This window comes from Acidovorax sp. GW821-FHT11A03, assembly GCF_058809075.1.
Genome location: NZ_JBXASG010000003.1, coordinates 279,869 through 305,682, shown reverse-complemented (window position 1 = coordinate 305,682; position 25,814 = coordinate 279,869). Strand labels below are relative to the sequence as shown.

General features: G+C 66.5%; 24 protein-coding genes. 8 read left to right on the top strand and 16 right to left on the bottom strand.

What is annotated here, in order from left to right:
- Positions 1 to 3 precede the first annotated feature (3 nt).
- The 10 genes from AC1RVY_RS08685 to AC1RVY_RS08640 form a co-directional block, all read right to left on the bottom strand.
- Positions 4 to 990 (bottom strand): branched-chain amino acid ABC transporter permease, encoded by a 987-nt coding sequence (locus AC1RVY_RS08685; RefSeq protein WP_218294058.1) that lies wholly within the window; start codon positions 988 to 990, stop codon positions 4 to 6.
- A 115-nt stretch (positions 991 to 1,105) separates the two neighbouring features.
- Entirely contained in the window at positions 1,106 to 1,849 is a 744-nt protein-coding gene (locus AC1RVY_RS08680; RefSeq protein ID WP_492246075.1) for an ABC transporter ATP-binding protein, read from the bottom strand.
- Positions 1,846 to 2,619, bottom strand: a complete 774-nt coding sequence (locus AC1RVY_RS08675; protein WP_218294056.1) for an ABC transporter ATP-binding protein — start codon at positions 2,617 to 2,619, stop codon at positions 1,846 to 1,848. The genes AC1RVY_RS08680 and AC1RVY_RS08675 overlap by 4 nt, the downstream gene beginning before the upstream one ends.
- 269 nt (positions 2,620 to 2,888) lie before the next feature.
- Positions 2,889 to 4,361 (bottom strand): extracellular catalytic domain type 2 short-chain-length polyhydroxyalkanoate depolymerase, encoded by a 1,473-nt coding sequence (locus AC1RVY_RS08670; RefSeq protein ID WP_492806242.1) that lies wholly within the window; start codon positions 4,359 to 4,361, stop codon positions 2,889 to 2,891.
- Between the two features lie 175 nt (positions 4,362 to 4,536).
- Positions 4,537 to 5,730, bottom strand: coding sequence for a substrate-binding domain-containing protein (locus tag AC1RVY_RS08665; RefSeq protein WP_492254962.1), 1,194 nt, complete (start codon positions 5,728 to 5,730; stop codon positions 4,537 to 4,539).
- Between the two features lie 152 nt (positions 5,731 to 5,882).
- Positions 5,883 to 7,394, bottom strand: coding sequence for a sigma-54 interaction domain-containing protein (locus AC1RVY_RS08660; RefSeq protein WP_218340750.1), 1,512 nt, complete (start codon positions 7,392 to 7,394; stop codon positions 5,883 to 5,885).
- A gap of 116 nt (positions 7,395 to 7,510) precedes the next feature.
- Positions 7,511 to 8,188 (bottom strand): DUF2325 domain-containing protein, encoded by a 678-nt coding sequence (locus tag AC1RVY_RS08655; protein ID WP_369642115.1) that lies wholly within the window; start codon positions 8,186 to 8,188, stop codon positions 7,511 to 7,513.
- Positions 8,189 to 8,395: 207 nt separating this feature from the next.
- Entirely contained in the window at positions 8,396 to 9,901 is a 1,506-nt protein-coding gene (locus AC1RVY_RS08650; RefSeq protein WP_218340748.1) for a tripartite tricarboxylate transporter permease, read from the bottom strand.
- A gap of 12 nt (positions 9,902 to 9,913) precedes the next feature.
- The gene (locus AC1RVY_RS08645; protein WP_218294050.1) at positions 9,914 to 10,432 is read right to left on the bottom strand and encodes a tripartite tricarboxylate transporter TctB family protein; all 519 of its coding nucleotides are present in this window, start codon (positions 10,430 to 10,432) and stop codon (positions 9,914 to 9,916) included.
- A 76-nt stretch (positions 10,433 to 10,508) separates the two neighbouring features.
- A complete protein-coding gene (locus tag AC1RVY_RS08640; RefSeq protein WP_218294049.1) occupies positions 10,509 to 11,468 on the bottom strand; it encodes a Bug family tripartite tricarboxylate transporter substrate binding protein in 960 nt (319 codons plus the stop codon).
- A gap of 125 nt (positions 11,469 to 11,593) precedes the next feature.
- Between AC1RVY_RS08640 and AC1RVY_RS08635 the strand changes: the two genes are divergently transcribed.
- The 3 genes from AC1RVY_RS08635 to AC1RVY_RS08625 are packed head-to-tail and all read left to right on the top strand — an operon-like array spanning position 11,594 to position 14,168.
- Positions 11,594 to 12,280: a response regulator transcription factor gene (locus AC1RVY_RS08635; protein ID WP_255591356.1), complete on the top strand. Its 687-nt coding sequence runs from the start codon at positions 11,594 to 11,596 to the stop codon at positions 12,278 to 12,280.
- Positions 12,277 to 13,746: a sensor histidine kinase gene (locus AC1RVY_RS08630; protein ID WP_218294047.1), complete on the top strand. Its 1,470-nt coding sequence runs from the start codon at positions 12,277 to 12,279 to the stop codon at positions 13,744 to 13,746. Before AC1RVY_RS08635 ends, AC1RVY_RS08630 begins: the two co-directional genes overlap by 4 nt.
- Positions 13,743 to 14,168: an RNA-binding S4 domain-containing protein gene (locus tag AC1RVY_RS08625; RefSeq protein ID WP_218294046.1), complete on the top strand. Its 426-nt coding sequence runs from the start codon at positions 13,743 to 13,745 to the stop codon at positions 14,166 to 14,168. The genes AC1RVY_RS08630 and AC1RVY_RS08625 overlap by 4 nt, the downstream gene beginning before the upstream one ends.
- A gap of 125 nt (positions 14,169 to 14,293) precedes the next feature.
- Here the strand turns inward: AC1RVY_RS08625 and AC1RVY_RS08620 are convergent, their stop codons facing one another.
- Positions 14,294 to 15,658 carry a heavy metal sensor histidine kinase gene (locus AC1RVY_RS08620; protein WP_492254958.1) on the bottom strand — a complete coding sequence of 455 codons (1,365 nt, stop codon included), beginning with the start codon at positions 15,656 to 15,658 and terminating at the stop codon, positions 14,294 to 14,296.
- Positions 15,655 to 16,344 (bottom strand): heavy metal response regulator transcription factor, encoded by a 690-nt coding sequence (locus AC1RVY_RS08615; protein WP_492806239.1) that lies wholly within the window; start codon positions 16,342 to 16,344, stop codon positions 15,655 to 15,657. The genes AC1RVY_RS08620 and AC1RVY_RS08615 overlap by 4 nt, the downstream gene beginning before the upstream one ends.
- Before the next feature lie 165 nt (positions 16,345 to 16,509).
- Here AC1RVY_RS08615 and AC1RVY_RS08610 point away from each other — a divergent pair, with 165 nt between their 5' ends.
- Entirely contained in the window at positions 16,510 to 16,860 is a 351-nt protein-coding gene (locus AC1RVY_RS08610; protein WP_492806237.1) for a DUF4148 domain-containing protein, read from the top strand.
- Positions 16,861 to 17,004: 144 nt separating this feature from the next.
- Here the strand turns inward: AC1RVY_RS08610 and AC1RVY_RS08605 are convergent, their stop codons facing one another.
- Positions 17,005 to 17,445 (bottom strand): DUF6691 family protein, encoded by a 441-nt coding sequence (locus AC1RVY_RS08605; RefSeq protein ID WP_218294042.1) that lies wholly within the window; start codon positions 17,443 to 17,445, stop codon positions 17,005 to 17,007.
- A 51-nt stretch (positions 17,446 to 17,496) separates the two neighbouring features.
- On the bottom strand, positions 17,497 to 17,931 hold the full coding sequence (locus AC1RVY_RS08600; protein ID WP_218294041.1) for a YeeE/YedE family protein: 435 nt from the start codon (positions 17,929 to 17,931) through the stop codon (positions 17,497 to 17,499).
- 100 nt (positions 17,932 to 18,031) lie between these two features.
- Between AC1RVY_RS08600 and AC1RVY_RS08595 the strand changes: the two genes are divergently transcribed.
- Positions 18,032 to 18,892: an MBL fold metallo-hydrolase gene (locus AC1RVY_RS08595; protein WP_492806235.1), complete on the top strand. Its 861-nt coding sequence runs from the start codon at positions 18,032 to 18,034 to the stop codon at positions 18,890 to 18,892.
- A gap of 401 nt (positions 18,893 to 19,293) precedes the next feature.
- Here the strand turns inward: AC1RVY_RS08595 and AC1RVY_RS08590 are convergent, their stop codons facing one another.
- Positions 19,294 to 19,974 (bottom strand): GntR family transcriptional regulator, encoded by a 681-nt coding sequence (locus AC1RVY_RS08590; RefSeq protein WP_369642111.1) that lies wholly within the window; start codon positions 19,972 to 19,974, stop codon positions 19,294 to 19,296.
- Between the two features lie 191 nt (positions 19,975 to 20,165).
- On the opposite strand from AC1RVY_RS08590, the gene AC1RVY_RS08585 reads away from it, so the two are divergent.
- From AC1RVY_RS08585 to AC1RVY_RS08575, 3 genes are read left to right on the top strand one after another with little or no spacing between them, the layout of a single operon-like run.
- Positions 20,166 to 21,044: an NAD(P)-dependent oxidoreductase gene (locus tag AC1RVY_RS08585; RefSeq protein ID WP_218294038.1), complete on the top strand. Its 879-nt coding sequence runs from the start codon at positions 20,166 to 20,168 to the stop codon at positions 21,042 to 21,044.
- 52 nt (positions 21,045 to 21,096) lie between these two features.
- Positions 21,097 to 22,086, top strand: coding sequence for a Bug family tripartite tricarboxylate transporter substrate binding protein (locus AC1RVY_RS08580; RefSeq protein WP_369642110.1), 990 nt, complete (start codon positions 21,097 to 21,099; stop codon positions 22,084 to 22,086).
- Between the two features lie 45 nt (positions 22,087 to 22,131).
- Positions 22,132 to 22,806, top strand: coding sequence for an RraA family protein (locus AC1RVY_RS08575; RefSeq protein WP_218294036.1), 675 nt, complete (start codon positions 22,132 to 22,134; stop codon positions 22,804 to 22,806).
- 155 nt (positions 22,807 to 22,961) lie between these two features.
- Here the strand turns inward: AC1RVY_RS08575 and AC1RVY_RS08570 are convergent, their stop codons facing one another.
- Positions 22,962 to 25,802 carry an ATP-binding protein gene (locus tag AC1RVY_RS08570; RefSeq protein WP_492806233.1) on the bottom strand — a complete coding sequence of 947 codons (2,841 nt, stop codon included), beginning with the start codon at positions 25,800 to 25,802 and terminating at the stop codon, positions 22,962 to 22,964.
- Between the last annotated feature and the right edge of the window lie 12 nt (positions 25,803 to 25,814).

The following is a 25,814-nucleotide window of genomic DNA, read 5'->3' as shown; positions in this document are numbered from 1 at the left end:
TCTTCAACGGTTCGCGACCGGGTACACACCCTGCGGGCGCCACAGCAGAATGGCCACCATCAGCGCGATGTTGGAGAACAGCGCCACCTTGGGCACCAGGAAGCCGGTGTAGTTGGCCATGAGCCCCACCAGCAGCGCGCCGATGAGGGCGCCGCCCGTGGACCCGAGGCCGCCGATGATGATCACGATGAAGATCAGCACGTTGACCTGCGCGCCCATCTGCGGCACCACGTTCTGCTGGTACAGGCCCCACATCACGCCACCCAGGCCCGCCAGGGCCGAACCCACGACGAACACGCCGATGAACAGGCGGCGGATGCGGTAGCCCAGGCTCTCGACCATCTCGCGGTCCTGCACGCCGGCGCGGATGAGCAGGCCGACCTTGGTGCGCGACAGCGTCCAGGCCAGCACGGCGAACACCAGCAGCCCCACAGCCACGGCCACCAGGCGGTATTTCTCGATGGCAGCATCGCCAATGAGCAGCGAGCCACGCATGCCCTCGGGCAGCGGCAGCGGGATCTGCGCGGGGCCCCAGATGACCTTGATGAGTTCTTCACCAATGATCATGCCGCCCATGGTGATGAGGATCTGCTTGAGGTGCTGGCCGTACACGGGCCGCACGATGAAACGCTCGAACGCCAGGCCCACCGCGCCCGCCACGGCCATTGCCACCAGCATGGCGGGCAGCACGGCCAGCAGGTTGCGCCACAGCTCGGCGCTTTGCGTCCAGTCGCCCATGGTGCCCAGCACGCTGGTGGCCACGAAGGCGCCCAGCGCGATGAACACGCCGTGGCCAAAGTTGAGCACGTCCATGAGGCCGAACACCAGCGTGAGGCCCGAGGCGATGATGAACACGATCATGCCCATGGCCAGCCCCGCCACCGTGAGCGTGAGCCAGGTGCTGGGCGAGCCGATGAAGGGCAGCACCAGCAGTGCCAGCGCGGGCACCAGGGCCAGGGGCTTCCAGTCGAAGTCGCGGGTAATGCTCATGCCCGGTCTCCTTGCGTGGCAAGCGCCACGCGCTTGAATGCTATATTTTTAATAGCTTTTGGCGCTTTGCCATCCAGCGCTAGAGGCCAAAATAGCTTGAAATTTTTTGTGGAATTCATAGTGCCAACCCCAGCAGCGACCGCTGCAGTGCCTCGTCCTGCGCCAGCGCGGCCATGCTGCCCGCATGCACCACCTGGCCGTTGTCCATCACGGCCACGGTGTCGCCGAGCCGCTTCGCGAAGTTGATGTTCTGCTCCACCAGCAGGATGGTCACGCCGCTCTTCTTGAGCTGGTCGAACGCCTCGATCATGTTGTTGATGATGGCGGGGGCGAGGCCCTTGCTCGGCTCGTCCACGATGAGCAGGTCGCGGGGCTCGACGATGGCGCGGCTCACGGCCACCATCTGCTTTTGCCCGCCGCTGAGCTTGCCGGCCGGGTGGTTCCAGAACTTTTCCACCGCCGGGAACAGCTTGAAGATCCATTCGAGCCGTGCCGTGTCCATCTGCGCGGCGTTCTTGGCGCCGCGAGCGGCCAGCAGCATGTTCTCCTTCACGGTGAGGTCCGCGAAGATGCCCATGTTCTCGGGCACGTAGGCGATGTTCATGCCCGCGATCTGCGGGGTGTTCAGCGCCGTGATGTCCTTGCCCCCGAAGTGGACCGAGCCCTGGGACGCATGCCACAGGCCCATGATGGTGCGCAGCGTGGTCGTCTTACCCGCGCCGTTGCGGCCCAGCAGCATGGTGAGCTGGCCCTTGGGCACCGCCAGATCCACACCGTGCAGGATGTGGTACGCGCCGATGTGGGTGTGCACGCCCTTGAGTTCGAGCAGGTTGCCCGTGTTGTTCGTGGTGGTGGTCATGCAGCCGCCTCCTTCGTCACGCCCAGGTAGGCCTCTTGCACCACGGGCGAGGCGATCACTTCTGCCGGCGGGCCGTCGGCCACCAGCGTGCCGTTGGTCAGCACGATGATGCGGTCGGCCAGCTCGCGCACCACGTCCATCTTGTGCTCCACCAGCAGGATGATCTTGGTCTTGTCTTTTTTCAGCTCGCGGATCAGGTTCAGGATCACGGGCGCCTCGTCGTGGCTCATGCCGGCCGTGGGCTCGTCGAACATGTAGACCTGCGGCTCCAGCGCCATGAGCAGCGCCACTTCGAGCTTGCGCTGGTCGCCGTGCGGCAGGCTGGCCACGGGGGTGTCGCGGCGCTCGTGCATGGCCACCGTGTGCAGGATGGCCAGCGCCCGTTCGGTCAGCGCGCGGTGGTCGCTCCAGATGCTCCACAGGTTCAGGCCCCGGCGGTGCTTGCCCTCCTGCGTGGCCTGCACGGCCAGGCGCACGTTCTCCAGCACGCTGAGGTTCGGGAACAGGTTGGTGAGCTGAAACGCCCGGCCCAGGCCCGCATGCGTGCGCGCCGAGACCGACTGGCCCGTGAGGTCCTGCCCGCCCAGCGTGACGCTGCCCGCCGTGGCGCGCAGCTGCCCCGAGATGAGGTTGAAGTACGTGGTCTTGCCCGCACCGTTGGGGCCCACGATGGCGGTCAGCGTGCCGGGCTCGAAGGAGCAGGTCACGGCGTTGACCGCCACGTGGCCGCCGAAGCGGATGGTCAAGTCCTTGGTGGCCAAGGTGCTCATGGGTGGTGTTTCACTTTCACGGTCGTCGTCATTTCATTCAAAGAGGCCGGCAACTCAGCCCTGCGGCGGGATGCCAAGACCTGCACTGCGTTCCCATCGTCAACAGTCTCCGCACCTGGCGCGGGCGAAACCAGCAACCGCCGCGCAAGGGCCGCCCAAGCTGCACAGCGGCGTTTCTCCTGCGTGCGCTGGCGCCTCCCCTTCCCGAATGGCGCAGCCCTCCGAGAGAAGGGGGAAGACGCGAAGCGGCTCAGGGGGTTGTACATGCTTCAGCAGGTACCGATCACGTAGTACCCGGGGCTGGTCTGCTTGAGCGTGGTGGTCACGAACACGTTCCACCAGCCCATGCCCTGGTTGGAGCCCAGGGCATACGCGAAGCCCGCATAGGCGTACGCCCGGCCCGCGAGGGTGTGCGCATAGTTGCTGGCCGTGGTGCAGGTGCCCGTGCCGCCACCCGGCGCCGCCAGCGTGGTGCCGGATGCCGCCGCGGACACGGCGCCTTCGGCGCCGTTGGCATCGGCGGCACGCACGGTCCAGCTGTAGGTGGTGGAAGCGGCCAGGCCGGTGTCGCTGTAGTTCGTGGCGGTCACGGGCAGCGCGTTGACCTTGTTGGCGTTGCGGTACACGTTGTAGCTGGCAGCGCCCGAGACGGCATTCCAGGCAATCGCCATGCTGCTGGCGGTGGCGCCCGAGGTGCTCACGCCCGTGGGGGCAGGCAGGTCCACCGGCGGGTTGGTGGTGCCGCCGCTGGAGACCCGGTCCACCATGGCCTTGATGGCCGCCATCTGCGGGCCGGACTTCTTGGCGTAGTTGGCGTTGTCGTAGCCCCACCAGTCAAAGCAGCTGTTGGTGGCGGCCGTGCTGGTCTGCGGGTACAGCATCACCATGTTGTTGGTGTCGGCCCAGCGGTTGTAGCCGGTGTTGCGCACGTACTGCTGCTGCACATCGCTGATGTTCTGCTTGCAGCCATGCAGCACCACGTGCAGCTTGCAGGTGGCGCTGCCGCCCGCCTGGCAGGCCTGCGGCACATAGGCCCAGCCCGTGGCGGCCATGCCGTGGTTGGAGATGAATTCGCTCTGGTTGAACTCGATGAAGTTGCCGGTGGGCAGCGCCGCGTTGTTGCGCGCATTGAGCGGGCCGTACAGGTGCTGCAGCATGGCACCGGCCAGGTCGAAGTTGCAGTTGCTGATGTAGGGCGCGGCCTTGGTGGTGCAGCCGTTGCCGTAGTCGTCGGTGACCATGGCGTGCTCGGCCGCGATGTCCTTCTTGTAGACCACGTTGGCGGCCGGCACGAAGCTGTTGTAGTAGGTGCGCAGGGCATCCATCACGCCGGTCTTGACCGCACTGTCGAGCGTGCCCGAGAACAGGTAGACCTTCGAGTTCTGGAGATTGGCCACGGGGTCGATGGCGCCCTGGCCGGCCCAGGTGTTGGTCGTGCTCACCAGCGTGCTGGTGGGGATGCCCGCCGGGCTGGCCATGCAGCGCCCCGTGGCATTGACGACCGAGCCCTCGGCGCAATTGAACGGCCCGCCCGCGACCACGCCCACGCCCTTGGCAAACGTGGCCGAATACGCCACGTGCAGCTGCACGGCCATGAAGCCGCCAGCCGACAGGCCCGACACGGTGGTCTGCGTCTTGTCGATCTTGAGCGCGGGCAGGTTGACGGCGGCCATCGCGCCGCCCGCTGCGCACATTGAAATTACAGCCCCTGCTGCAGCCGCCCGGATGAAATTGAAAGCCATGTTGTCTTGTCTCCAAATAATTTTGAGAAAAACCGACCCTGCCCCCGTGTGATCCGGGGGTTCATGCATCAATTCACTGGAAAAAGAGGGGCGGCCGCCCCTGCGGGATGAACCCCGAAGGAGCAGGATGGTTGTCCTGTCCGTCGGGCCTCGCTAACGCATCGAAAAAACCGGCCTATCGCTTGTTGCGGATCGGCACGTTCATTTCTTCAGGCTTGATCTCGCGCACCAGCTCGGGCACGCCCCAGGCGAAGGCCGGGTCCACCTTGATCTTGAAGTGGTACATGCTCTGCATGGCCTGGTGGTCTTCCTTGCGGAAGGTCATCTTGCCCTTGGGGGTCTCGAAGCTCATGCCCTCCATGGTCTTGATGAGCTTGTTGGTGTTGGTGTCGCCGTTCGTGGCCTTGAGGGCCGTGACCAGCGCCATGGCGGAGCTGAAGCCGCCGGCGGTGAAGAAGTCCGGCGGGGTCTTGAACTCCTTGTAGTGCGCGGCCACCATGGCTTCGTTCACGGGGTTCTTGGGGATGCCGAAGTAGTAGTACGTGGCGCCTTCCATGCCAGGGAAGTTCTTGTACGCGGCCATGGCGGGCAGGATGTTGCCGCCCGTGGCGATCTCGATGTTGTAGCGCTTCAAGTCCATGTCGGCGATCTTGAAGGGGTTGCCCGCGCCGGCCCAGATGATGAAGATGACCTTGCGGCCGGGCACGTCCTTGAGCTTGTCGATCAGGCGCTGGGCACCGGCAGTGAAGTCGGTGGTGGTCGTGGGCAGGTACTCCTCATGCACGAGCTTGGCGTTCTTGAGCGCGTCCTTGAAGGCCTTCACGCCGTCGCGGCCGAAGGCATAGTCCTGCGCCAGCGTGGCCACCGTGACGCCGGCCTTGTCGACGGCCACGGCGTTGGAGATGGCATCCTGGCTGCTGTTGCGGCCGGTGCGGAAGATGTACTTGTTCCACTTGTCGCCGGTGATGGCGTCGGCCACGGCGGGCTCCACCAGCAGGATCTTCTTGTATTCCTCGGCCACGGGCAGCAGCGCCAGGGCCACGCCCGAGGACGTGGGGCCGACGGCGATGTCGGCCTTGTCGTCCGAATAGGCCGAGGCCAGCAGGCTCTTGCCCAGGTCAGGCTTGCCCTGGTCGTCCTTTTCAATCACGACGAGCTTCTTGCCATTGACGGTCATGCTGCCGCCGGTGGCGTAGTTCAGGCCCATCAGCAGGCCGGTCTGGGTCTGCTTGCCATAGGCCTCCAGCGGGCCGGTCTTGCTGTAGATGTGGGCGATGCGGATTTCCCCGGCCTGGCCGAAAGCGGGGGAGGAAAGCGTGGCGGCGGTGACGGCAGCGGTGGCCAGGGCGACCAGGGTGCGACGATGCATGGCGATGTCTCCTTGTTGTGATGCCTGAACATTGCACAGTTCATGCCAGCATGCAAGCTGTTGATTTGTATAAAAACCCTGCTGACGCCTGCGGGACATAGTCTGATTTTTGAACAATCCAATTGTAGAAATATCAGACATATGTCTGATATTTATTCAGGGTTTTCCAGACGTCCATACAGCGTGGCCCGCGAGATGCCCAGTTGCCGTGCGGTGGCGAGCTTGTTGCCGCCATGGGCTTTCAGGGTCGCCGCGATGGCGCGCCGCTCCAGCTCGGCCACCTGCTCGGCCAGCGGACGCAGGTAGCGGCTTTCGTCCTGGGCATCGGCCATGGAAGCCGTGTCCAGCACCGGCGCGGGAGCGGCCGGCTCCACGCCGGCCTCGCGCAGGACACGCTCGAGCTGGGCGGCGTCGATGGACGGCGAGTCGCTGCGCATCACGGCCTGCTCCAGCACGTTGCGCAGTTCGCGGATGTTGCCGCGCCAGGGCTGGCCCGCCAGCAGCGCCATGGCATCGGGCAGCAGCTCGGGCGGGGCCGTGCTGTTGCGCAGCGCCAGGTCTTCACCCAGCGCCTCCACCAGGGCCGGGATGTCGGTGCGCCGCACGCGCAGCGGCGGCACGCGCACGGGCAGCACGTGCAGGCGGTAGAACAGGTCCTCGCGGAACTTGCCTTCGCGCACCAGCGCGGCCAGGTCGCGCGACGTGGCGGCCAGGATGCGCACGTTGAAGGGCACGAGCTTATTGGAGCCCAGCGGCTCGATCTCGCCCTCTTGCAGGGCCCGCAGCAGCTTGGCCTGCAGGCTTTGCGGCATGTCGCCGATTTCGTCGAGGAACAGCGTGCCGCCGTCGGCCAGCTTGAACTTGCCGTCGCGCCCCTTGCGGTCGGCACCGGTGTAGGCCCCGGGGGCCACGCCAAAGAACTCGGCCTCCAGCAATGTGTCGGGCACGGCGGCAATGTTGACGCTCACGAACGGGCCGCTCGCGCGGCTCGATGCCGCATGAATGGCGTGGGCCAGCAACTCCTTGCCCGTGCCCGTCTCGCCCAGCAACAACACGGGGCTGCTGGACTGCGCCGCGCGCCGCGCCTGGCGCTTGACCTCGGCCGCCGCAGGGCTGGAGCCAATGAAGCTGGCAAAGGTGTACTTGGCGCGCCGCTCGCCGTCGCCCGCCACGGCCAGGGAGCGGCTGCGCTGGCTGGCCAGTTCGCGCCGCGCGTCGTCCAGGTCGCGCTGCAGCAGCGCGAACTTGCTGATCAGCGGCTGCAGCGTGGTCTCGGGGTGGTCGAACAGCACGATGCCGATGGCGCCGATCACGCGGTCGGCATCGTCGCGCAGCGGGATGCGGCTGACCACGAAGGTGCCCGCCTTGTTGGTGAGCAGGTCGATCAGCACGGGCTGGCCGGTCTCCAGCACGCGGCGCATCTGGGTGTTGGGGATCACCTCTTCCACCGTGCGGCCCACGAACTGGTCGACCGAGGAGAACCCCAGGTCGGGCAGAAAGCGCTGGTAGCCTTCGTTGACCCACACGATGCGCCCGCTGCGGTCCACCAGGAACATGCCCTGGCTGACGCTGGAAAACAGCTGGAACATGGACCGCGCCGCCAGTTCGAGAATGCCCTGGGCATCCAGCGGCAGTGCGGGGGCGTCGTCGGTGAGCAGGGGCATCCGCGGATGGTAGCGCGGCGCGGCCGCCACATGCGCCACGGGCCCGGCGCAGCGCCTCGAACCCGCGCCGCCAAATACTATCAAATCAATAGCATCTTGCGCTTATTCCTTCAGCGCTAGCGGCCATTTTCATTCAAGATCAACGCCTTCTGCCCGGTGGTGGTGCCGTCCGCAGGGCGCTGCGCGCGCACCATGCGCAGGACCACCATGGGCTGGATGGCGGCCAGCGCCTCTGCCTCTCGCACGGCCAGGGGCTGGTCCACCAGGATGCAAGGCTTGCCCGTGCGGCGGCAGTGGTCCTGCACCCGCCAGTACTCGTCATGGCTGATGCAGCCGGTCTGGCAGATCACCAGGTCGGCCGCGGCCAGGTTGGCGTCGAGCGCCGAGCCCGCGGGCGCCCCGCGCAGGGCGCCGGCCGGGGCATGCACGCGGGCCGCCGCAGCGCCGCAGGCGGGCTCCACGGCGCTGGCGGGAGCCGCATCGGCCTGTGCCGCCAGCCGCCAGCGCAGGCATTCGCGCGACAAGCTCGCGATGCGCTCGGCAAGCACGCCGATGTGGAGCGCCATGGCCTTGCGGCGGGGCAGGCCGGGGTGCGCGGCCTTCATCCGCTCCAGTTCATCCCGCGCCATCGCCAGGCGCGTGTCCCGCACGATGACCTGGGCGCGCAGCCGCACCACCTGGCGCTGCAGTGCCTCGATCTGCGCGGCCTGGGCGGCCATGGCGGTGCTGCAGCGCTTCTGTGCATCGCCCAGTTGGCGGCAGAGCGCCAGAAACTCCTGCGGAAGTGATTGCATGCACCATCCTTGCAAATAAGAACTATTCGCATTTTATGGTACGATTCACGGCTTGTGAGCACGCAAGTCACCTTGGTGGGGAGGGCAACGGGGGCATGAAACCCTTGTCGTCTGGCTTGCGAAATCAGCCGTCTGCACCAGCCGGTGCCCGCATGAAAAAACCGCGCCATGTGGCGCGGTTTTCTTTTTTGCGAGCCTTTGTTTGTATCAGCGCTCCAGCGCCGCCAGCTTGCGTGCCGCCCAGCGCCGCAGCAGGCGCGGCACGATGAGCACGGACAGCACGATGACGATCAGCGTCAGCGAACCGGGGCGCTCCAGGAAGATCGTCCACTTGCCTTCGCCAATCGACACGGCGTTGCGCATCTGCGCCTCGGCCAGAGGCCCCAGGATCATGCCCACCACCACTGGAGCGGCCGGGAAGTCGAAGCGGCGCATCACCACGCCCAAGAGGCCGATCGCATACAGCAGCACCAGATCGAACGCGCTCTGGCGCATGCCGTACACGCCCAGCGTGGAGAACACCAGGATGCCGGCGTACAGGTACGACTTGGGAATCTTGAGCAGCTTCACCCACAGGCCCACCAGCGGCAGGTTCAGGATGAGCAGCATCACGTTGCCGATGTACATGGAGGCGATCAGTGCCCACACCAGCGCGCCATTGGTGTCGAACAGCTGCGGGCCGGGCTGGATGCCGTAGTTCTGGAACGCACCCAGCAGGATGGCCGTGGTGTTGGACGTGGGAATGCCCAGCGTGAGCAACGGGATCAGCGTGGCCGTGATGGCCGCGTTGTTGGCGGCCTCGGGGCCCGCCACGCCTTCGATGGCGCCGGTGGTGCCGAACTCTTCCTTGTGCTTGCTCAGCTTCTTTTCAGCGGCGTAGCTCAGGAAGGTCGGGATCTCGCTGCCGCCCGCGGGCACGGTGCCGAACGGAAAGCCGATGAAGGTGGCGCGGATCCATGCGGGCCACGAACGCCTCCACTCCTCCTTGGTCATGTGCGTGCTGGTCAGGCGGTTCTGGGTTTCGTCGGTCTTGCCTTCGTACATCACGTTGTACAAGGCCTCGCCCACGGCAAACAGGCCCACGGCGATCAGCACCACCTCGATCCCGTCCATCAGCTCGGGCACGCCACCAGTGTAGCGCGCCTGGCCCGATATCTGGTCGATGCCGATGAGGCCCATGGCCAGGCCGACGAACAGCGCCACCATGCCGCGCAGCGTGCTCTTGCCCAGCACCGCGCTCACGGTGGTGAAGGCCAGCACCATCAGCATGAAGTACTCGGGCGGGCCCAGGCGCACGGCGTATTCAGCCACCAGGGGGGCAAAGAACGTGACCAGCACGGTGGCGATGGTGCCCGCCACGAACGAGCCGATGGCGGCGGTCGCCAGCGCCGCGCCCGCACGGCCGTTCTTGGCCATCTTGTTGCCCTCCATGGCGGTGACCATGGAGCCCGCCTCACCGGGCGTGTTCAGCAGGATGGACGTGGTGGAGCCGCCATACATGGCGCCGTAATAGATGCCCGCGAAGAAGATCATGGAGGCCGTGGCCTCGACCTTCACGGTGATGGGCAGCAGCATGGCCACCGCCACGGCCGGCCCGATGCCGGGCAGCACGCCCACAGCGGTGCCGATCATGCAGCCCACGAAGGCCCACATCAGGTTGATGGGAGTGGCAGCGGTGGCAAAACCCTGCATCAGGAGGTTCAACGTTTCCATGGCGTGCAGGCTTTACAGCCACCCCGTGTTGGTGAGGCCGGGCAGGTTGATGGCCAGCAATTGCGTAAACATCCAGAACACCGGCGCGGCCACGGCCACGCCAATGAGGGAATCCTTGATCCAGGCCCGCAGGCGCAGGTCCAGCTCCCCTTCCGAGCTCTTGAAGCCCCGCACCGACAGCACGAAGCACAGCGCGCAGCTCAGGATGAAGCCCAGCGTCGTGATGAGCAAGGCATTGAGCAGCAGCCCGGCCGACACCCAGATGAAGCCCTTCCAGTGGGCGCGCTCGTCGCCCGAGCCCTCTTCCAGCTCACGAAAGCCCCCGGTCAGTGCATGCACCACGCAGAGCACGCCGCAGATCAGCAAGGCGATGCTGACCACCCAGGGAAAGAAATTGGGGCCCACGCCGCCGTAGCCCGCCTCCGAGCTGACCGTGCTGGCACCCCAGGCCAGAAACAGCGCAAGCACCACCAGGCCCGCCCCTATCAGGGTCTGCAAGGGCTTGGAGCGCGATGAATGTTGTTGTGTCATGTTTTTCCTTCACCGGGCGGGCAGCAAGGCTGCGCGCCCCGCAGGGGCCGCGCAGCCGAGGCCTAATTTGCTGGCCTCAGATCATCCCCGACTTGGCCATGGTGGCGCGCATGCTGGCGAACTCGGCATCCACGAAGTTGGCGAACTCGTCGCCGGCCATCCACGCGGGGGTCCAGCCGTTCTTCTCCATCGCATCTTGCCAGGCCTTGTGCTTGAAGGTCTTGGACAGGGCCTCGATCAGCGCCTTGCGCTGCTCGGGGGTGATGCCAGGCGCGCCGTACACGCCGCGCCAGTTGCCGATTTCCACATTGATGCCCTGCTCCTTGAGCGTGGCGACGTTCACGCCCTTCAGGCGTGAGCCCGAGGTGACGCCCACGGCGCGCATCTTGCCCGCGGTGATGTACTCGGCGAACTCGCTGTAGCCGCTGCCGCCCACCGTGACGTTGCCGCCCAGGATGGCGGCGGTGGCCTCACCGCCCCCACGGAAGGCCACGTAGTTGATCTTGGCGGGGTCCACACCCACTTCGCGCGCGATCATCGCTGCCGCGATGTGCTCGGTGGAACCACGCGAGCCACCGCCCCACTTCACGCTGCCGGGATCCTTCTTGAGCTGGTCCACCACGTCCTTCATGGACTTGAAAGGCGAATTGGCGGGCAGCACGAACACGTTGTATTCGCTGGTCAGGCGCGCGAGCGGGGTCACCTTGTCCAGGCCCACGGGCGGCTTGCCGGTGATGATGCCGCCCAGCATCACGGCGCCCATCACCATCAGGGCGTTCGGGTCGCCCTTGCTGGCGTTGACGAACTGGGCCAGGCCGATGGCGCCAGCGGCGCCGCCCTTGTTGTCATAAGACACCGACGACGCGACGCCTGCATCCTGCATGGCCTTGCCCAGCGCACGGCCCGTGGTGTCCCAGCCACCGCCAGGGTTGGCGGGAATCATCATCTTGATGGCGTGGGCGCTCTGGGCCGATACCGGCAGCACGCCGGCGGCGGCCATGGCAGCCAGTGATTTCAGAAACATATCGCGACGCATGGTGTCTCCTTGTAAGGTTTGCGAACCGTTCGATGATGCGCGCGCTGCCTGTCAAACGGCTGTCCTGCGACTCAGGGAAAACACCCATACGGCGCATGCGATGAGACGATGCTATGGTGCCGCGCATGCAATTGCTCCTCGTTGAAGACGACCCCACCATGCAGGCGACCCTGCACCGTGCACTGACCCGGCGCGGCATGGAGGTGACCGCGGTGGGCGACGGCAAATCCGCCCTGAGCCAGTGGGCGTCCCGCCAGCCCGACGCCGTCATCCTGGACCTTACCCTGCCCGGGCTCGACGGCCTGCAGGTGCTGCAGCAGGCGCGCGCGCGCGGCCTGCGAACGCCGGTGCTGATCCTCACCGCCCGAGGCACCGTGGGCGACCGGGTGATGGGGCTGAACGCAGGGGCGGACGATTACCTGCCCAAGCCCTTCGACCTGGACGAACTCGAGGCCCGGCTGCGTGCCCTGGTGCGCCGCAGCGCGGACCCCCTACCCGGCACGCAGCTGGCTCCCAGCACCGTGCAGATCGGTGCCATCCGCTATGACAAGAACAGCGGCGCGCTGTATCTCCAGGGCGAGGTGATGGAGCTGACGCCGCGCGAGCTGGCGCTCATGCACGCCCTGCTCGCCCAGCCAGGCCACGCCGTCACCAAGGAGCGGCTGTACGAGCTGGTGTTCCCCGGCCAGCTGGACGTGCAGTACGAGGCCATCGAGGTCGTGGTGTACCGCCTGCGCAAGAAACTGGCGGGCACCGGCCTGACCCTCATGACGCTGCGCGGGCTGGGCTACCTGCTGCGGACCGACGCATGACCGCAGCCCCCGCCGGCGGGCACCGCCACCCTTCGCTGCGCAGGCGCCTGCTGCTGGGCATCCTGCTGCCGGTGGCGCTGTTCATCGGCTTCAATACCTTCAGCCTGTACCAGCAGACGCTGGCATCGCTGCACACCGCCTACGACCGCACGCTGCTGGCGTCCGCCAAGACCATCAGCGAACAGCTCGACGTGAAAGGCTTTGACGACGCGGCCGAATTGCGCGCCACCGTGCCCTACTCGGCCCTGGAAGCCTTTGAGGCCGACAACCAGAGCCAGATGTTCTACCGCGTCTCCAACCTGCATGGCGAACTGGTCTCGGGGTTTGCCGAACTGCCTGTCTGGCGTGGAAAGATCCCGGACCGCCCGCCCTACGCCGCGCTGGTGGACTTCTACGACGACCGCTTTCGCGACCGCGACGTGCGCGTGGCCGTGCTACTGCAGCCCGTGGCCAGCTCCGAAGGCCGGGCCATGGCCGTGATCCAGGTGGCAGAGACGCTCGAAGTGCGTGAAACGCTGGCCCTGCAGATCCTGCGCAACACGTTGCTGCGCCAGGCCCTGCTGATTGCCGTGATCGCCCTCACCGTGGTGCTGGTGGTGCAGCGGGCCATCCATCCCGTGCGGCAGCTGAGCCTGCAGCTGCAGGACCGCCGGGAGGGCGACCTGAGCCCCATCGCCGCCCCCTCCACGCCGCGTGAACTGCAGCCGCTGATCGACGCCACCAACGAAGTGATGCAGCGCCTGCGCCACCTGCTGCGCCACCAGAAGCGCTTCGTGCGCGATGCCTCCCACCAGCTGCGCACCCCCCTGGCCGTGCTGAAGACCCAGGTGCAATCGGCCCTGCGGGGCGACGTGGAGCCCCGGCAGGCCCTGCACGAGATCAGCGATACGGTGGACCGCGCCACCCAGCTGGCCAACCAGATGCTGGCGCTGGCGAAGGTGGAGCAACTGCGCCAGCAGAGCGCACCGCCCACCACGCGGCTGGACGATGTGCTGCGCACCGTGGCGCTGGAGATATCACCACTGATCGCGCAGCGCGACCTGGACTTCGGCATACAGACCGTGCCCGCGCGGGTCCAGGCCCACGAGTGGATGCTGCGCGAACTGAGCCGCAACCTGCTGCACAACGCCGTGCGCCATGCGCCGCAGGGCAGCGAGCTGACGGTGGACCTGCGCACCGACAGCCACCATGTGGCGTTGACCCTCAGCGACCAGGGCCCCGGCATCGACGGCGAGCTGGCGGCCCGCCTCTTCCAGCCGTTCTCGGCGGGCGATGTGCGCGCCGGCAGCGGCCTGGGCCTGGCGATCTGCCGCGAGATCGTGGAGGCCATCGGGGGCAGTATCTCGCTGACCAACCGCGTGGTGGGCCACCGGGTGGCGGGCCTGGATGCCGTTGTACGCCTGCCACTGGCCGCGCCATCGGCTGACAGTGCAAACCACGCACACGCGTCACAATCCTCCGCATGAACACCTCGGAGACAATGCGGCTGGACAAGTGGCTCTGGTGCGCCCGCTTCTACAAGACGCGCAGCCTGGCCACCGAAGAGATCGGCAAGGGCCGCGTGACGGTCAACGGCCAGTTGGCCAAGCCTGCACGCGACCTGCGCTGCGGCGATACCGTGGCCTTGCGCCAGGGCCCCCTCGCCCGCACGGTGCTGGTGCGGGGCCTGAGCGGCGCGCGCGGACCCGCCCCCATTGCGCAGCAGCTGTACGAGGAAACGGCGGACAGCATCACGGCGCGTGAACAGGCTGCCGAACAGCGGCGGCTGGCCCCCGAGCCCGCCGCCACGCTGCAGGAGGGCCGCCCCACCAAGCGCGACCGGCGCGATATCGAGCGCGTGGGCGCGCGCAGCTGGGGAGACCGCTGGAGCGCGTCGATCGACGAATAGTCCGTCCCCGAAACACCCGGCCAGGCTCCGTGCCACCAGCCCTGGCTTGAAACACGCCAGGAGCAGGAGGGCCCGCCCCCGGGCTCCGCCTCCTTCGGCCCCGCGCGGACAGGATCGCCCCCTGCCTAGCTGGCAGGCAGCTCCAGGCCGATGGCCGTCACCCCGCCAGACGATGTGGCCACCGTCCGCCCGCCATGCATGCGGGCTATGGCGTCCGTGATGGCCAGGCCCAGGCCATGGTTCCTCTGGCCGTGGGCCCGCGAGGGATCCGCTCGGAAGAATCGGTCGAACAGCCGCGCCAGCACCTCGGGCGCCACGGTCTCCCCCTCGTTGACGACCATCACTCCGCCCCCGCCTCCCGGCAGGGGAGCGATGCGCACCTGCACCGCCGTACCCTGGCGGGCGTGGCGCACTGCATTGCCGATGAGATTGGACAGCGCTCGGTGCAGCAGCGGGACATCGAACTGCCCCGCCGCATCGCCCGAGATGTGCAATGCCAGCCCCGCGTCCGCCAAGGCGGCCTCGTGAAATTCCGCCACCTGCGCCACCACCCGGGCGAGGCTGGGGGTGGGCTCGCGGCGGGCGCCCGCGCCCCGGTCGGCCTGGGAAAGAAAAAGCATGTCGTTGACGATGCCCGTGAGGCGCTGCAATTCCTCCAGGTTGGAGGCCAGCACCTCGCCCAGCTCTCCCGCATTGCCCGCGCCGCCGCCAAGCAGCCCGCGCAACGCCAGCTCGTTGCTGGCCTGCAATGTCGCCAATGGCGTGCGCAGTTCATGGGCCACATCCGCGTTGAATCCCTCCACCTGGACGTAGGCCTTTTCCAGCCGGCCGAGCAGGCCGTTGAACTGCTCGACGAGCGGCTGCAACTCGGCGGGCTGCCCTTCCGTGCCGAGGCGCTGGTGCAGCGTGTCGGGCGAAAGCGCCCGCACCTGCGCCGAGAGGGCGCGCACGGGCGACAACCCCAGGTGGACCAGCGTGAAGCCGCCCAGCGACACCACCACCGCGCCCGCCAGCGCAGCGACCCACAGCGTGACGGCCATGCGGCGCAGCAACTGCTCATCGGCCTGGATGTCCAGCGCCAGCCATACCCGCAGCACGCGGCCGGGCGCCTCAGGGCGCTGGGCCGCCACCTCGAAGCTGCGCTCGCGCCAGGCCAGCAGCGGCGGATCGCCCCGCGCAACGCGGGGGTAGACCACCTCCCCCTCCCCGGTCGACACCCGCAGCCGGAAGTTGTCGTGCCCGGCCAGGAAATCATCCAGCAGATGGACGTCGTTCCAGGGCTGCGGCATGGGGTGCATTCCCCCGCCCGACAAAAGATGCCGCACCACGGCTTCCTTCTGCTCCAGCTGGCTGTCCTGCCGTTCGCGAAATCCCGCCGCCGTGACCAGATACACCAGCAGGCACACGGCGCCCAGGCCCGCCAGGCTCTGCGCGGCAAGCCACCAGGACAGCCGCCGGCGCAGCGACCCGGGTGCACGCGTGCCCGTCATGTGCCGCGCGCTTCCATCACATACCCCATGCCACGGATGGTGTGCAGCAGGGGTTCGGGAAAGGGCACGTCCATCTTGCTGCGCAGCCGCCGGATGGCGACCTCGACCACATTGGTCTCGCTGTCGAAGTTCATGTCCCATACCTGGGCGGCGATCTCGGTGCGCGAAAGCACTTCCCCCTGGCGGCGCAGGAAGAGCGTGAGCAACAGAAACTCCTTGGCCGTCAGGTCCAGGCGCTGGCCCGCGCGCGTGGCCTTGCGCCGCAACAGATCCACTTCCAGGTTCGCCAGTTGTAGCACCGTGGCGCACGCCGATCCTGGTTGCGCCACCCGGCTGCGCCGCACGATGACCTCGATGCGCGCCATGAGTTCGGAGAAAGCAAACGGCTTGACCAGATAGTCATCCGCGCCCGACTGCAGGCCCAGCACGCGGTCCTCCACCTTGGTACGGGCCGTGAGCATGAGCACAGGGGTCTCGCGGGTCTTGCGCAGCGCGGCAAGCAGGCTCAATCCGTCGATGCCGGGCAGCATCACGTCAAGCACCAGCAGCGCGTAGTCGCCCTCCAGGGCCATGTGCAGGCCATCGACCCCGTTGTGCGCCACGTCCACCACATATCCGGCCTCCGTGAGCCCCTTGCGCAGGTAGTGCGCAAGCTTGACTTCGTCTTCGATGAGCAGAACTTTCATGCCCGGATTGTCAAAGAACATGGCGGGGGCCGCGATTACAAATTCGTCAGGCAGCGGTGGGCACCCTGTCGGCATGGCGTTTTTACAGTATCCCCATGCACTGGCAAGCACCTGCGGCCAGGGCATGCAACCCCGGATCACTCCCCCTGAAAGGAAACACCCTCCATGTCCCGCAAAACCATCCTCAACGCACGCACCGCCTTGTTCGCGCCATTGGCAGCGCTCGCCATGGCGATGCCTGCCGTCTCCACCGCCTCATCCCTGTATCACCCGGCGGGCGGCGAGGTGGGCTACACCACGCACCCGGACCACCTGCAAGGGGGAAAGCAGCGCAGCGACGTCCTGCGGGACATCGAAGCCGCCCGCAAGGACGGCAGCCTCGCCCTGCTCGCGCGCGGCTATGCCCTGCCGCAAAGGAATACCGGCACGCCCAAGACACGCGAACAGGTGCAGCGGGAATTCCTGGAGACGCCCGCCGCGGAGAAGCAGCGCCTGCAGGAAATGCACGGGGGCTGATGCCCCCCACGGATGCAGCCCCGCCGGCAAGGGCCCGGGCCAGCACCCCACCCGCAGTCACCGGTCCCTCCGGTCTGTGAAAGCGCCGCCTCGACCCAGCCACCATTTCTGCAAGCGTGGATCGTGCGGGCCCGTCCGCATCAATCAGCCAGCACGGGTGGCGCGCAAGGCCCGGCGGCGCTCGATCCATTCGAAACCGGCCATGCCCACCAGCATGGCCCCCACAAACGCCATGGCCTTGGGCTCCCCGGCCCCGACCGACACGATGGCGGGCCCCGGACAGAACCCCGCCATCCCCCACCCCACGCCAAATAGCAGGCTGCCAGCCACCAGGCGCCTGTCGATGCCGCGCGATGCGGGCAAGTGCATGGCCCCGCCCAGGAAGGCCCTGGTGCGCCGGCGTGCCACGGCAAATGCGAGGGCACTCACCGCAACGGCCCCGCCCATCACAAAGGCCAGTGAGGGATCCCACAGCCCCGTCACATCCAGAAACCCCACGACCTTGCCCGGATCGGTCATGCCCGAAACCACAAGGCCCAGGCCAAAGACCAGGCCGACGGCGAATTCAGCGATACGGTGGCGCATGGGCCGCTCCCAGAAAATTGAAAATGTTGACCACCGGCATCCGCAACGCCGTCAGGACAGAACGTGCCGGATGACAAAAACACTGGCAAAACCCGTCCCCATGAAGGCCAGCGTGGCCACCAGTGATCTTGGCGACAGGCGCGCCAGGCCACACACACCATGGCCGCTGGTGCAGCCCCCGCCGTAGCGGGTGCCAAGGCCCACCAGCAGGCCGGCCAGCACCACCATTGCCCAACTGGCATCGATCCGGGGGCCCTGGCTGGCGCCCACCACACCGCGGTAGAGCGCGGGCGCGGCCAGCAGGCCCAGCACCAAGGCAATACGCCACGCAATATCTCCGCTGCGCGGCCGCAGCAGCCCTCCGACAATGCCGCTGATGCCCAAGACCCGGCCATTGAGCAGCACGAAGCCCGCGGCCGCGAGCCCCAGAAGAATGCCCCCGGCCAAGGCAGACCAGGGGGTGAAATGGTTCCAGTCGATCTGCATGCGCGGTACTCCTTGGGCGGAAAGGGAATCGGGTGGATTGTAAAACAATATATTTTTATACAAACTATAATTTTCTTTATTGATTTCGACGGGTACCCCTATGCAACCACAGGTCCACGCCTTCTTCGACCCCTCCACCCACACCGTGACCTATGTGGTGTTCGATCATCCCGGAGGCCACTGCGCCATCCTTGATTCCGTCCTTGACTATGACCCCAAATCGGGCCGCACCAGCACCGCGGCGGCGAGCGAGGTGATGGCCTTCGTGACGGCGCAGCAACTCACGGTCCAGTGGATTCTGGAAACCCATGCCCATGCAGACCACCTGTCGGCCGCGCACCACCTGCGGGAAGCGCTGGGCGGCAAGATCGCTATCGGCGCCGCCATCACCAAGGTGCAAAACACCTTCAAAGGCATCTTCAACCTGGAGCCCGGTTTCCGGGCCGACGGCAGCCAATTCGATCATCTGTTCGCCAACGGGGAGGCATTCGCCATTGGCACCCTGCAGGCCCAGGCCCTGTCGGTACCGGGCCACACACCCGCCTGCATGGCCTTCCAGGTAGGCAACGCGGTATTCGTCGGCGACACCTTGTTCATGCCCGACGTGGGCACGGCACGGTGCGACTTCCCGGGCGGCGACGCACACATGCTGTACCAGTCGGTGCGCAAGCTGCTGGGCCTGCCACCCGAAACCCGGCTGTTCATGTGCCACGACTACCCGCCCTCAGGCCGCGAGCCCGCGTGGGAAACCACCGTCGCCGAGCAGCGGGAGCGAAACATCCACGTCCACGACGGCATCACCGAGGCTGGCTTCGTGGCCATGCGCACCCGCCGCGACGCGACACTGGACATGCCCGTGCTGATCCTGCCGGCAGTACAGATCAACATCCGCGCGGGGGAGCCTCCGCCAGCGGAAAGCAACGGGATCTCCTACCTCAAGATTCCGCTCAATGCGCTGTGACGCCACGCCCAACTGACGCGGCTTTGTCCGACACGTCGGGAATGGCGTTCGTTTTACGATGCCCTCGTCGCTATCCTCTGGCGACACCCTCCCCTCTTGCCTTGAGCAAGTTCAAGCCCGCTTCGTGCGGGCTTTTTTTCGAACGCCCTTGCGCCCAGGCTCCCGGCGCGCGCCCGCTGATAGATCAAGCGGCGCTGGTCCTACAGGCGAAGGGATGGCGTCCGGAGCACCATGAAGCTGCCGGTGTGTCAGGCATCGGTAGATGAAGCGTTTGGGCCCGCCTCGTGCGGGCCCCTTTTTAAGCCAGCCACTTCCTCGCCGTGCCACCCGGGGCGGCCCCTGGAAACAGCCCATTTCCCCATACAGACTCCGCACCTTCTTTCGAGCCCAAAACGGGTAACTTATCGAGAGGAAGATGGAGGGGTTGCGCCGTCCTGCCGGTACTCGACCCGGTGTTTCATGAACCGGTGGTAGGACATGCGCAGATGCAGCTGCATGACCTGCCGGGCCAGCTCACCATCCCTGGCGCGCACGGCAATCGCCAGATCGCGGTGGTGGTGGAGGCTTTGCACCAGTTCTTCGGGCGTGTAGATGTAGAACGAGCGCTTGATGATCGGCATGTCGATCATGGTCGCCAGCATGGTCTTGAGGCGCGGCGAGCCTGACGCCTCGATCAGCGCGTGGTGGAAATCCCGGTTGGCGGACTGCACCTCGGCGATGCCATCGTGGCCAGCGGCAATGCCGGCCTCCATGCGCTGGCTGCTGGCCTCCAGCTCATCGGCCAACCCCTCGCCGCCGCGCGTGGCCGCGAGGAACGAGGCATACGGCTCCAGCAGCATGCGCAACTGGAAGGTCTCCTCCACATCCCAGTCGCTCCACTCCGACACCCGGATGCCCTGACCCGCGCCATCGGTCGCCAGGCCGTCTTCCACCAGGCGGTGCAGCGCATTGCGCACTGGTGTGCGGCTCAGCCCCAGGTCGCGGGCGATGGGCTCTTCCTTGAGCTGCTCACCCGGGCGGTAGTGCCCGCCGATGAGCCGCTGCCGCAGAACCTCGTACGCCTTGTCTTTCACGTTTTGCACTGTTTTTGCACCAAGGGGATGGGATGGAGTGCGCTCATTCTAGGTGAGCGGTGCAGTCAATGCCGCATCTGGAGTCGACTTCAGAAAAATACAAAATAAGTGCAAATTCACCTTGATCTACGGGAAACCCCTATGAAAATATTCCAGTCACGCTCAATAAGATGGCATAAATGTTTTAAATTTGTACTTTCATGAAAATCGCAATCCTGGGTGGTGGAATGGTCGGCGCCTGCTACATGCAGGCCTTCCTGGAGCAGGGGCACAGCTTGGCGGGCCTGTGCGACCTGCAGCCAGGCGCAGCGGTGGCTGCCGCCGTGCAGGCCGCCGGTGCGCAGGTGCATACCGCGCCCGGGGCCTGGCTGGCCGGGGCCGACGTGGTGGTGAGCGCCGTGTTCGGCACCGTGGCGCGCAGCCTGTTCGAGGCCTGTCTGCCCCATCTGCAGGATGGGGCGCTGTATGTGGACATGACCACGGCCGACCCCGGCGAGATGCGCGAATGCGGCGAGCTGGCCCAACGCGGCGCACACGGCACGGCGGTCCACTTCGTGGACGTGGCTATCACAGGGGCCGTCAACCTGGGCGGCAAGAAGACGCCGCTGCTCGTGGCCGGCGGCAAGGCCGGTTTTGTACAGGAATTGTTCTCGCCCTTCGGTGGATCGGTCCGCGTGGTGGGCGATCAGCCGGGCGATGCCGCCTCGCTCAAGCTCTTGCGCAGCATCTACACCAAGGGAGTCGAGGCGCTCGCGGTGGAATGCCTGGTCACGGCCCAGCAGATGGGCCTGCGCGAGCAGTTGTATGCCGTGCTGCAGGATATCGACGAGACACCGCTGCGCACGCTGATGGAATCCATGGTGCGCACGCACATCCCGCACGCGGCGCGCCGCCGCAACGAGGTGGCCGAGGCGCAGCAGCAGATGGCCCGCCACGGCCTGGCGCCGGTCGTCTCGCCCGCCGTCGAATCGTTGTTTGCCGCCACCGCACAGGCCCATGCGGCACAGCCTTTCACCGGCACCTCCACCGACGAAGCCATCGCCTGGCTGGGCCGCCACGTGCTCGCCAGCCACCCTTGATCAGCGCGCACCCCGCGCCCACCGACCGACATCACTACAGGAGACATTCGCAATGACCTTGACTCGACGCACCCTGGCCCTCGGCGGCCTGCTGGCCATGGCGGCCGCCACGGCAACCATCGCCCCGGCCCATGCCCAGGGCAACTACCCGCAACGGCCCATCAAGTTCATCGTGCCCTTCCCGGCGGGCGGCGGCACCGACAACCTGACCCGGCTGGTCGGCACCAAGCTGACCGATGCCTACGGCTGGGCCGTCGTGGTGGAGAACAAGCCCGGCGCCGGCGGCAACCTGGCGCTGGACCAGACGGCCAAGGCCCCCGCCGACGGGCTGACCCTGGTGATGGCGCAGACCGACAACGTGGTGCTCAACCCGCTGCTGTACACCAAGCTCACCTACAACCCCGACAAGGACCTGCGCGCCGTGGCCCTGGTGGCCGCCGGCCCGGCCGTGCTGGTGGTGAACGCCGACTCGCCCTACAAGACACTGGACGACATCATCCAGGCCGCGAAGAAGGACCCCGGGCGCCTGAGCTTTGCCACTCCGGGCACCGGCACCATCTCGCACATCATCAGCGAGGCCTGGCAGAAAAGCTCCAACGTGAAGTTCACGCACGTGCCGTTTCGCGGCATGGCCCAGGCCATGCCCGACCTGCTGGGCGGGCGCATCGACATGTACATGGGCTCCATCCCCACGCTGCTCTCGCACATCCAGTCGGGCAAGGTGCGCGCCCTGGGGGTGACCACGGCGCGCCGCTCCAAGCTGCTGCCCGACGTGCCCACCTACACCGAGTCCGGCATCAAGGGCGTGGAGCTGGCCAGCGTGTGGGGTGTGATGGCGCCCGCCGGCACGTCCGACGCCGTCGTCAGGCAGCTCAACGAGGCCATCAACAAGGTGGTCAACGCGCCGGACACGGCCAAGAAGATCGCCGACTCCGGCGCCGAGCTCATCACCGGCACGCCCGACGACATGGCCAGGCTCTATGCCAGCGACCGCGCGCGCCTGGCGCCCATCGTCAAGAGCTCGGGCACCACGCTCGACTGATCACTCCACCCATCACTTATCTACCATCCCAGTGAGAACCACACCATGATCGGCTGCCAAATCTTGAAACGCCAACGCGCCGTGAGCCTGGAACTGGCCCGGCAATTCCTCGACGTGCCCGTGGCCAACGTCAGCGACTGCATGTCGCGCATGACGGCCGGCGGCCCACGCCTGCGCCCCATGCACGACGGTACCGCCATGGCCGGCCCGGCCCTCACCATCAAGACCCGCCCTGGCGACAACCTGCTGATCCACAAGGCCTTGAAAATCGCGCAACCCGGCGACGTGATCGTGGTGGACGCGGGCGGCGACCTCACCAACGCACTCATCGGCGAGATCATGGTGGGCGAAGCCAAGCTCAAGGGCTTTGCGGGCATCGTCATCAACGGAGCCATCCGCGACAGCGCCGTGCTGCGAAAGGACAGCTTCCCCGTGTTCGCCGCCGGCGTCACGCACCGCGGCCCCTACAAGGATGGCCCCGGCGAGATCAACGTGCCCATCGCCATCGACGGCATGGTCATCGAACCCGGCGACCTGGTCATCGGCGACGACGACGGTCTGCTCTGCGTGCCCTACGGCCAGGCCGAGCAGTTGCTGGCCGCTGCGCACAAGAAGCAGGAGATCGAGGCCGTGATGGTGGCGGAGATCGCGGACGGCTCCCAGGACAACGCCTGGATAGATGCTGCGCTCAAGCGGGCCAATTGCGCGACGGAGGAATAGGTCGGGCGTATTTGCCCCATCCATGGCTCAGCAGCGCCCGGCAGACGGATTGCGCGCTGAGCATACCCAGGATGCCACCGCGCATTCCTTCCGGTTGCATGGCCGGGGCAGCCCACCGGTCGATCCTGGCGGGATTGAATTCGATGCCGGAGCATTCACCAGCGCGAGGGGCTGGCCGGGTGGGGCTCCGCATCGTGCGATGCAACGGCGTCGCGCATTTCCTTCAGACCACGTTCCGCGCATGACCGCAGCTCCTGCAGCGGGATGGCAAAGGAGTGTTCGCCTGCAGCTTCCAGCGAGGCCAACGAATGCAGCGTCTGAGCCAGTTCACCAAGTCGATTGAGGCCAAAGCTCCCTGCCGTGCCCGCAAGATCGTGCGCTTCCTTGCGCAACCGAGCCCGGTCGTTGTCCGTGGCGGCCTGCTCCAGGCGCCGCAGACGCTGGGTGCAGTCCTGTTCGAATTTCGCCGTCAAGGCGCTGAGCTCTGCGGGGGACAAGCCTGCGCGCATTTCCTCCAACGCGGCGGGATCAAAGTCCACGCCATATCCTTCCCAGGCCTGCAATGCAATCGTGGCAGGAACATGGCGCGCCCTGGCTTGCATGTCGCCCGGCAGAATCCAGCGGTGGAGCGTGTCCCAGAGATTGCTCTCCAGGACAGGCTTGATGAGATGGTCGTTCATGCCCGCCTGGCGGGACCGCTCGATGTCCCGCGCCGTGGCGTTGGCCGTCATGGCCACGATGGGCAGCGCAGCGAATCTCGGCTGTGCGCGCAGCTCGCGCGTGGCCGTAAGCCCGTCCATGATGGGCATCTGCATATCCATCAGCACGGCGGCGTAGGTGCCATCGGGGGCGGACTGCAGTTTGTCCAATGCGGCCGCCCCGTCCTCGGCGAGGTCAACACGCATGCCCCCGGCTTCCAGCAGGCCGCGCGCCACGAGACGATTGAGTTCGTTGTCGTCCACGACCAGCACGCGCAAGCCGCTCAGTCCTGCGATATCGGGCGCTGCCTGAGGGAGGTGCGCGGTGTGTTCCCCGGAGGCCGGCGTGGTCCTCTGAACCAGCGCGGTAAACCAGAAGGTGCTGCCGACTCCCGGCGTGCTCGCCACCCCCACGGCGCCGCCCATCAAGTCGGCCAGGCGGCGGGAGATCGCCAGCCCCAAGCCCGTGCCGCCGAAGCGGCGGGTGATGGAGGCATCGGCCTGGTGAAACGCCTGGAACAGCCCGGCCTCCTGGTCGGGCGAGAGGCCGATCCCCGTATCCCGCACGGCGCAGCGCAGCAACAGGCCTTGGCTGTGTTCGTTCGCCAGCTGCAGGTGGATGGAGACCGTGCCCCGTTCCGTAAACTTGATGGCATTGTTGACATAGTTGATGAGGATCTGCCCCATCCGGTGCGAATCGCCAAACACTGCCGTGGGCACGTCGCTGTCCACGTCAATCTGCAGCTCGAGCCCCTTTCCATCGGCCTTGTCGATGAACATGCCAGCGACATCACCAACCATCTGGCGCGGCTGAAAAAGCGCATGCTCCAGAACCATGTGGCCACCGTCGATCTTCGAGAAATCAAGAATGTCGTCGACGATGCCCAGCAGATGCCGGCCAGCCCGCTGCATCTTCTCGATCCGCTCGCGCTGCGGGCTGTCCAGCCGGTCTTTGAGCGCTAGCTGGGTCAATCCCAGGATGGCGTTCAGTGGCGTGCGGATCTCGTGGCTCATCATCGCCAGGAACTCGGCCCTTTCTTCCGCCGTGCGTTCGGCCTCCTCCTTGGCTTTCGATAGCGCATGGGCCTGCAACTGGGCCTGCGTCACATCCAGCCATACACCGTTGAACAAGGCGCCTCCGTCGGGGGTTCGCCGCGCTGTCGCCAGCGTCTCGAGCCAGACCGTCTGGCCACCCCGCTCCATTTGCACCGCGAAGTGAACCGGCTCCAGTGTGCCCAGGCTGTTCATGAACCGGTCGCGCGCCGTATCGCCCGCGTTTCCGTACTCAACGCCGATCCGGCCCTCGTCCCCCAGCAGTTCCTTTGCAGTGCGGCTGTGCAGATCCTCCGCCTTGTCGCTCACATACAGATAGCGGCGGGTGCCATCCGGCTGCACATGGAGCTGAAACACCGCGCCGGGAATCGCGCTGGTCAGGTCTACGAGTTGCTCCGACAGGCGCCTCGCCTCGGCGCTGGCGGCGACTTCGATGGCCAGGCGGTCTGCGCGTTGCATGCTGTCCTTGAAAACCTGCATCGCCTTCGCCATGGTGCCGACCTCGTCCCGGCGGTCGGTGCCCAGCACCGGGGTGTCGTATTGGCGCAAGGTGAGCTGATGCATGCCTTGCGTCAGACGCGCGATGGGTCTTGATATCTGATGAACCCCCACCCACCCGGAAAGCGCCATCACGGACAGCAGGCCCAGGCCCACGCCGAGCAACGTAGTCGCCACCGTGGTGCGCGTCGCTTCGCCCAGTTGCTGGCTCGCTTGCTGGAAGCCCGCGACAGATCTGCTGCGCAGCTGCGCCATGTCCCGCTGCAGGGACCGCAGCACCGGCTCGAACTCATCGTGGATGATCTGCAAGGCGCGGTCGCCGCGCCAGCGGGCGGCGGATTCAACGATGCGGTTGGCCTGTGCAAAGGACACGTCGGCCTGCTGGCCGATGGCCTGCAGGGCAGCTGCTTCATCCGGCATCAGCGACAGCACCGAAGCAACCTTGGCGTTGAACCCCCCATGCAACCGCTTGAGCGATTCGAGCTCCGCCAGCATCGTTGCTTCCTCCTGCGCGGTCAGGACGGCATACACGATGCGGTTGGATTCCGACAGCAATAGCGCAGCATCGCTCAGCTCCAGGGCACCTTGTGCCTCCTTTGCGATGAGGTGCGCGTATCGCTGGTCGATGCTGCGCATCTGGGTGGTGGCGTAGACCGTGATCGCCACGGAAATCAGGCCCATCAAGGCGACCAGGAAAACGATCTTTGCCGCCAGGCGCCAATGTGAAATGTGTCTTGCGAGGAACATGGTCAGAGGTAC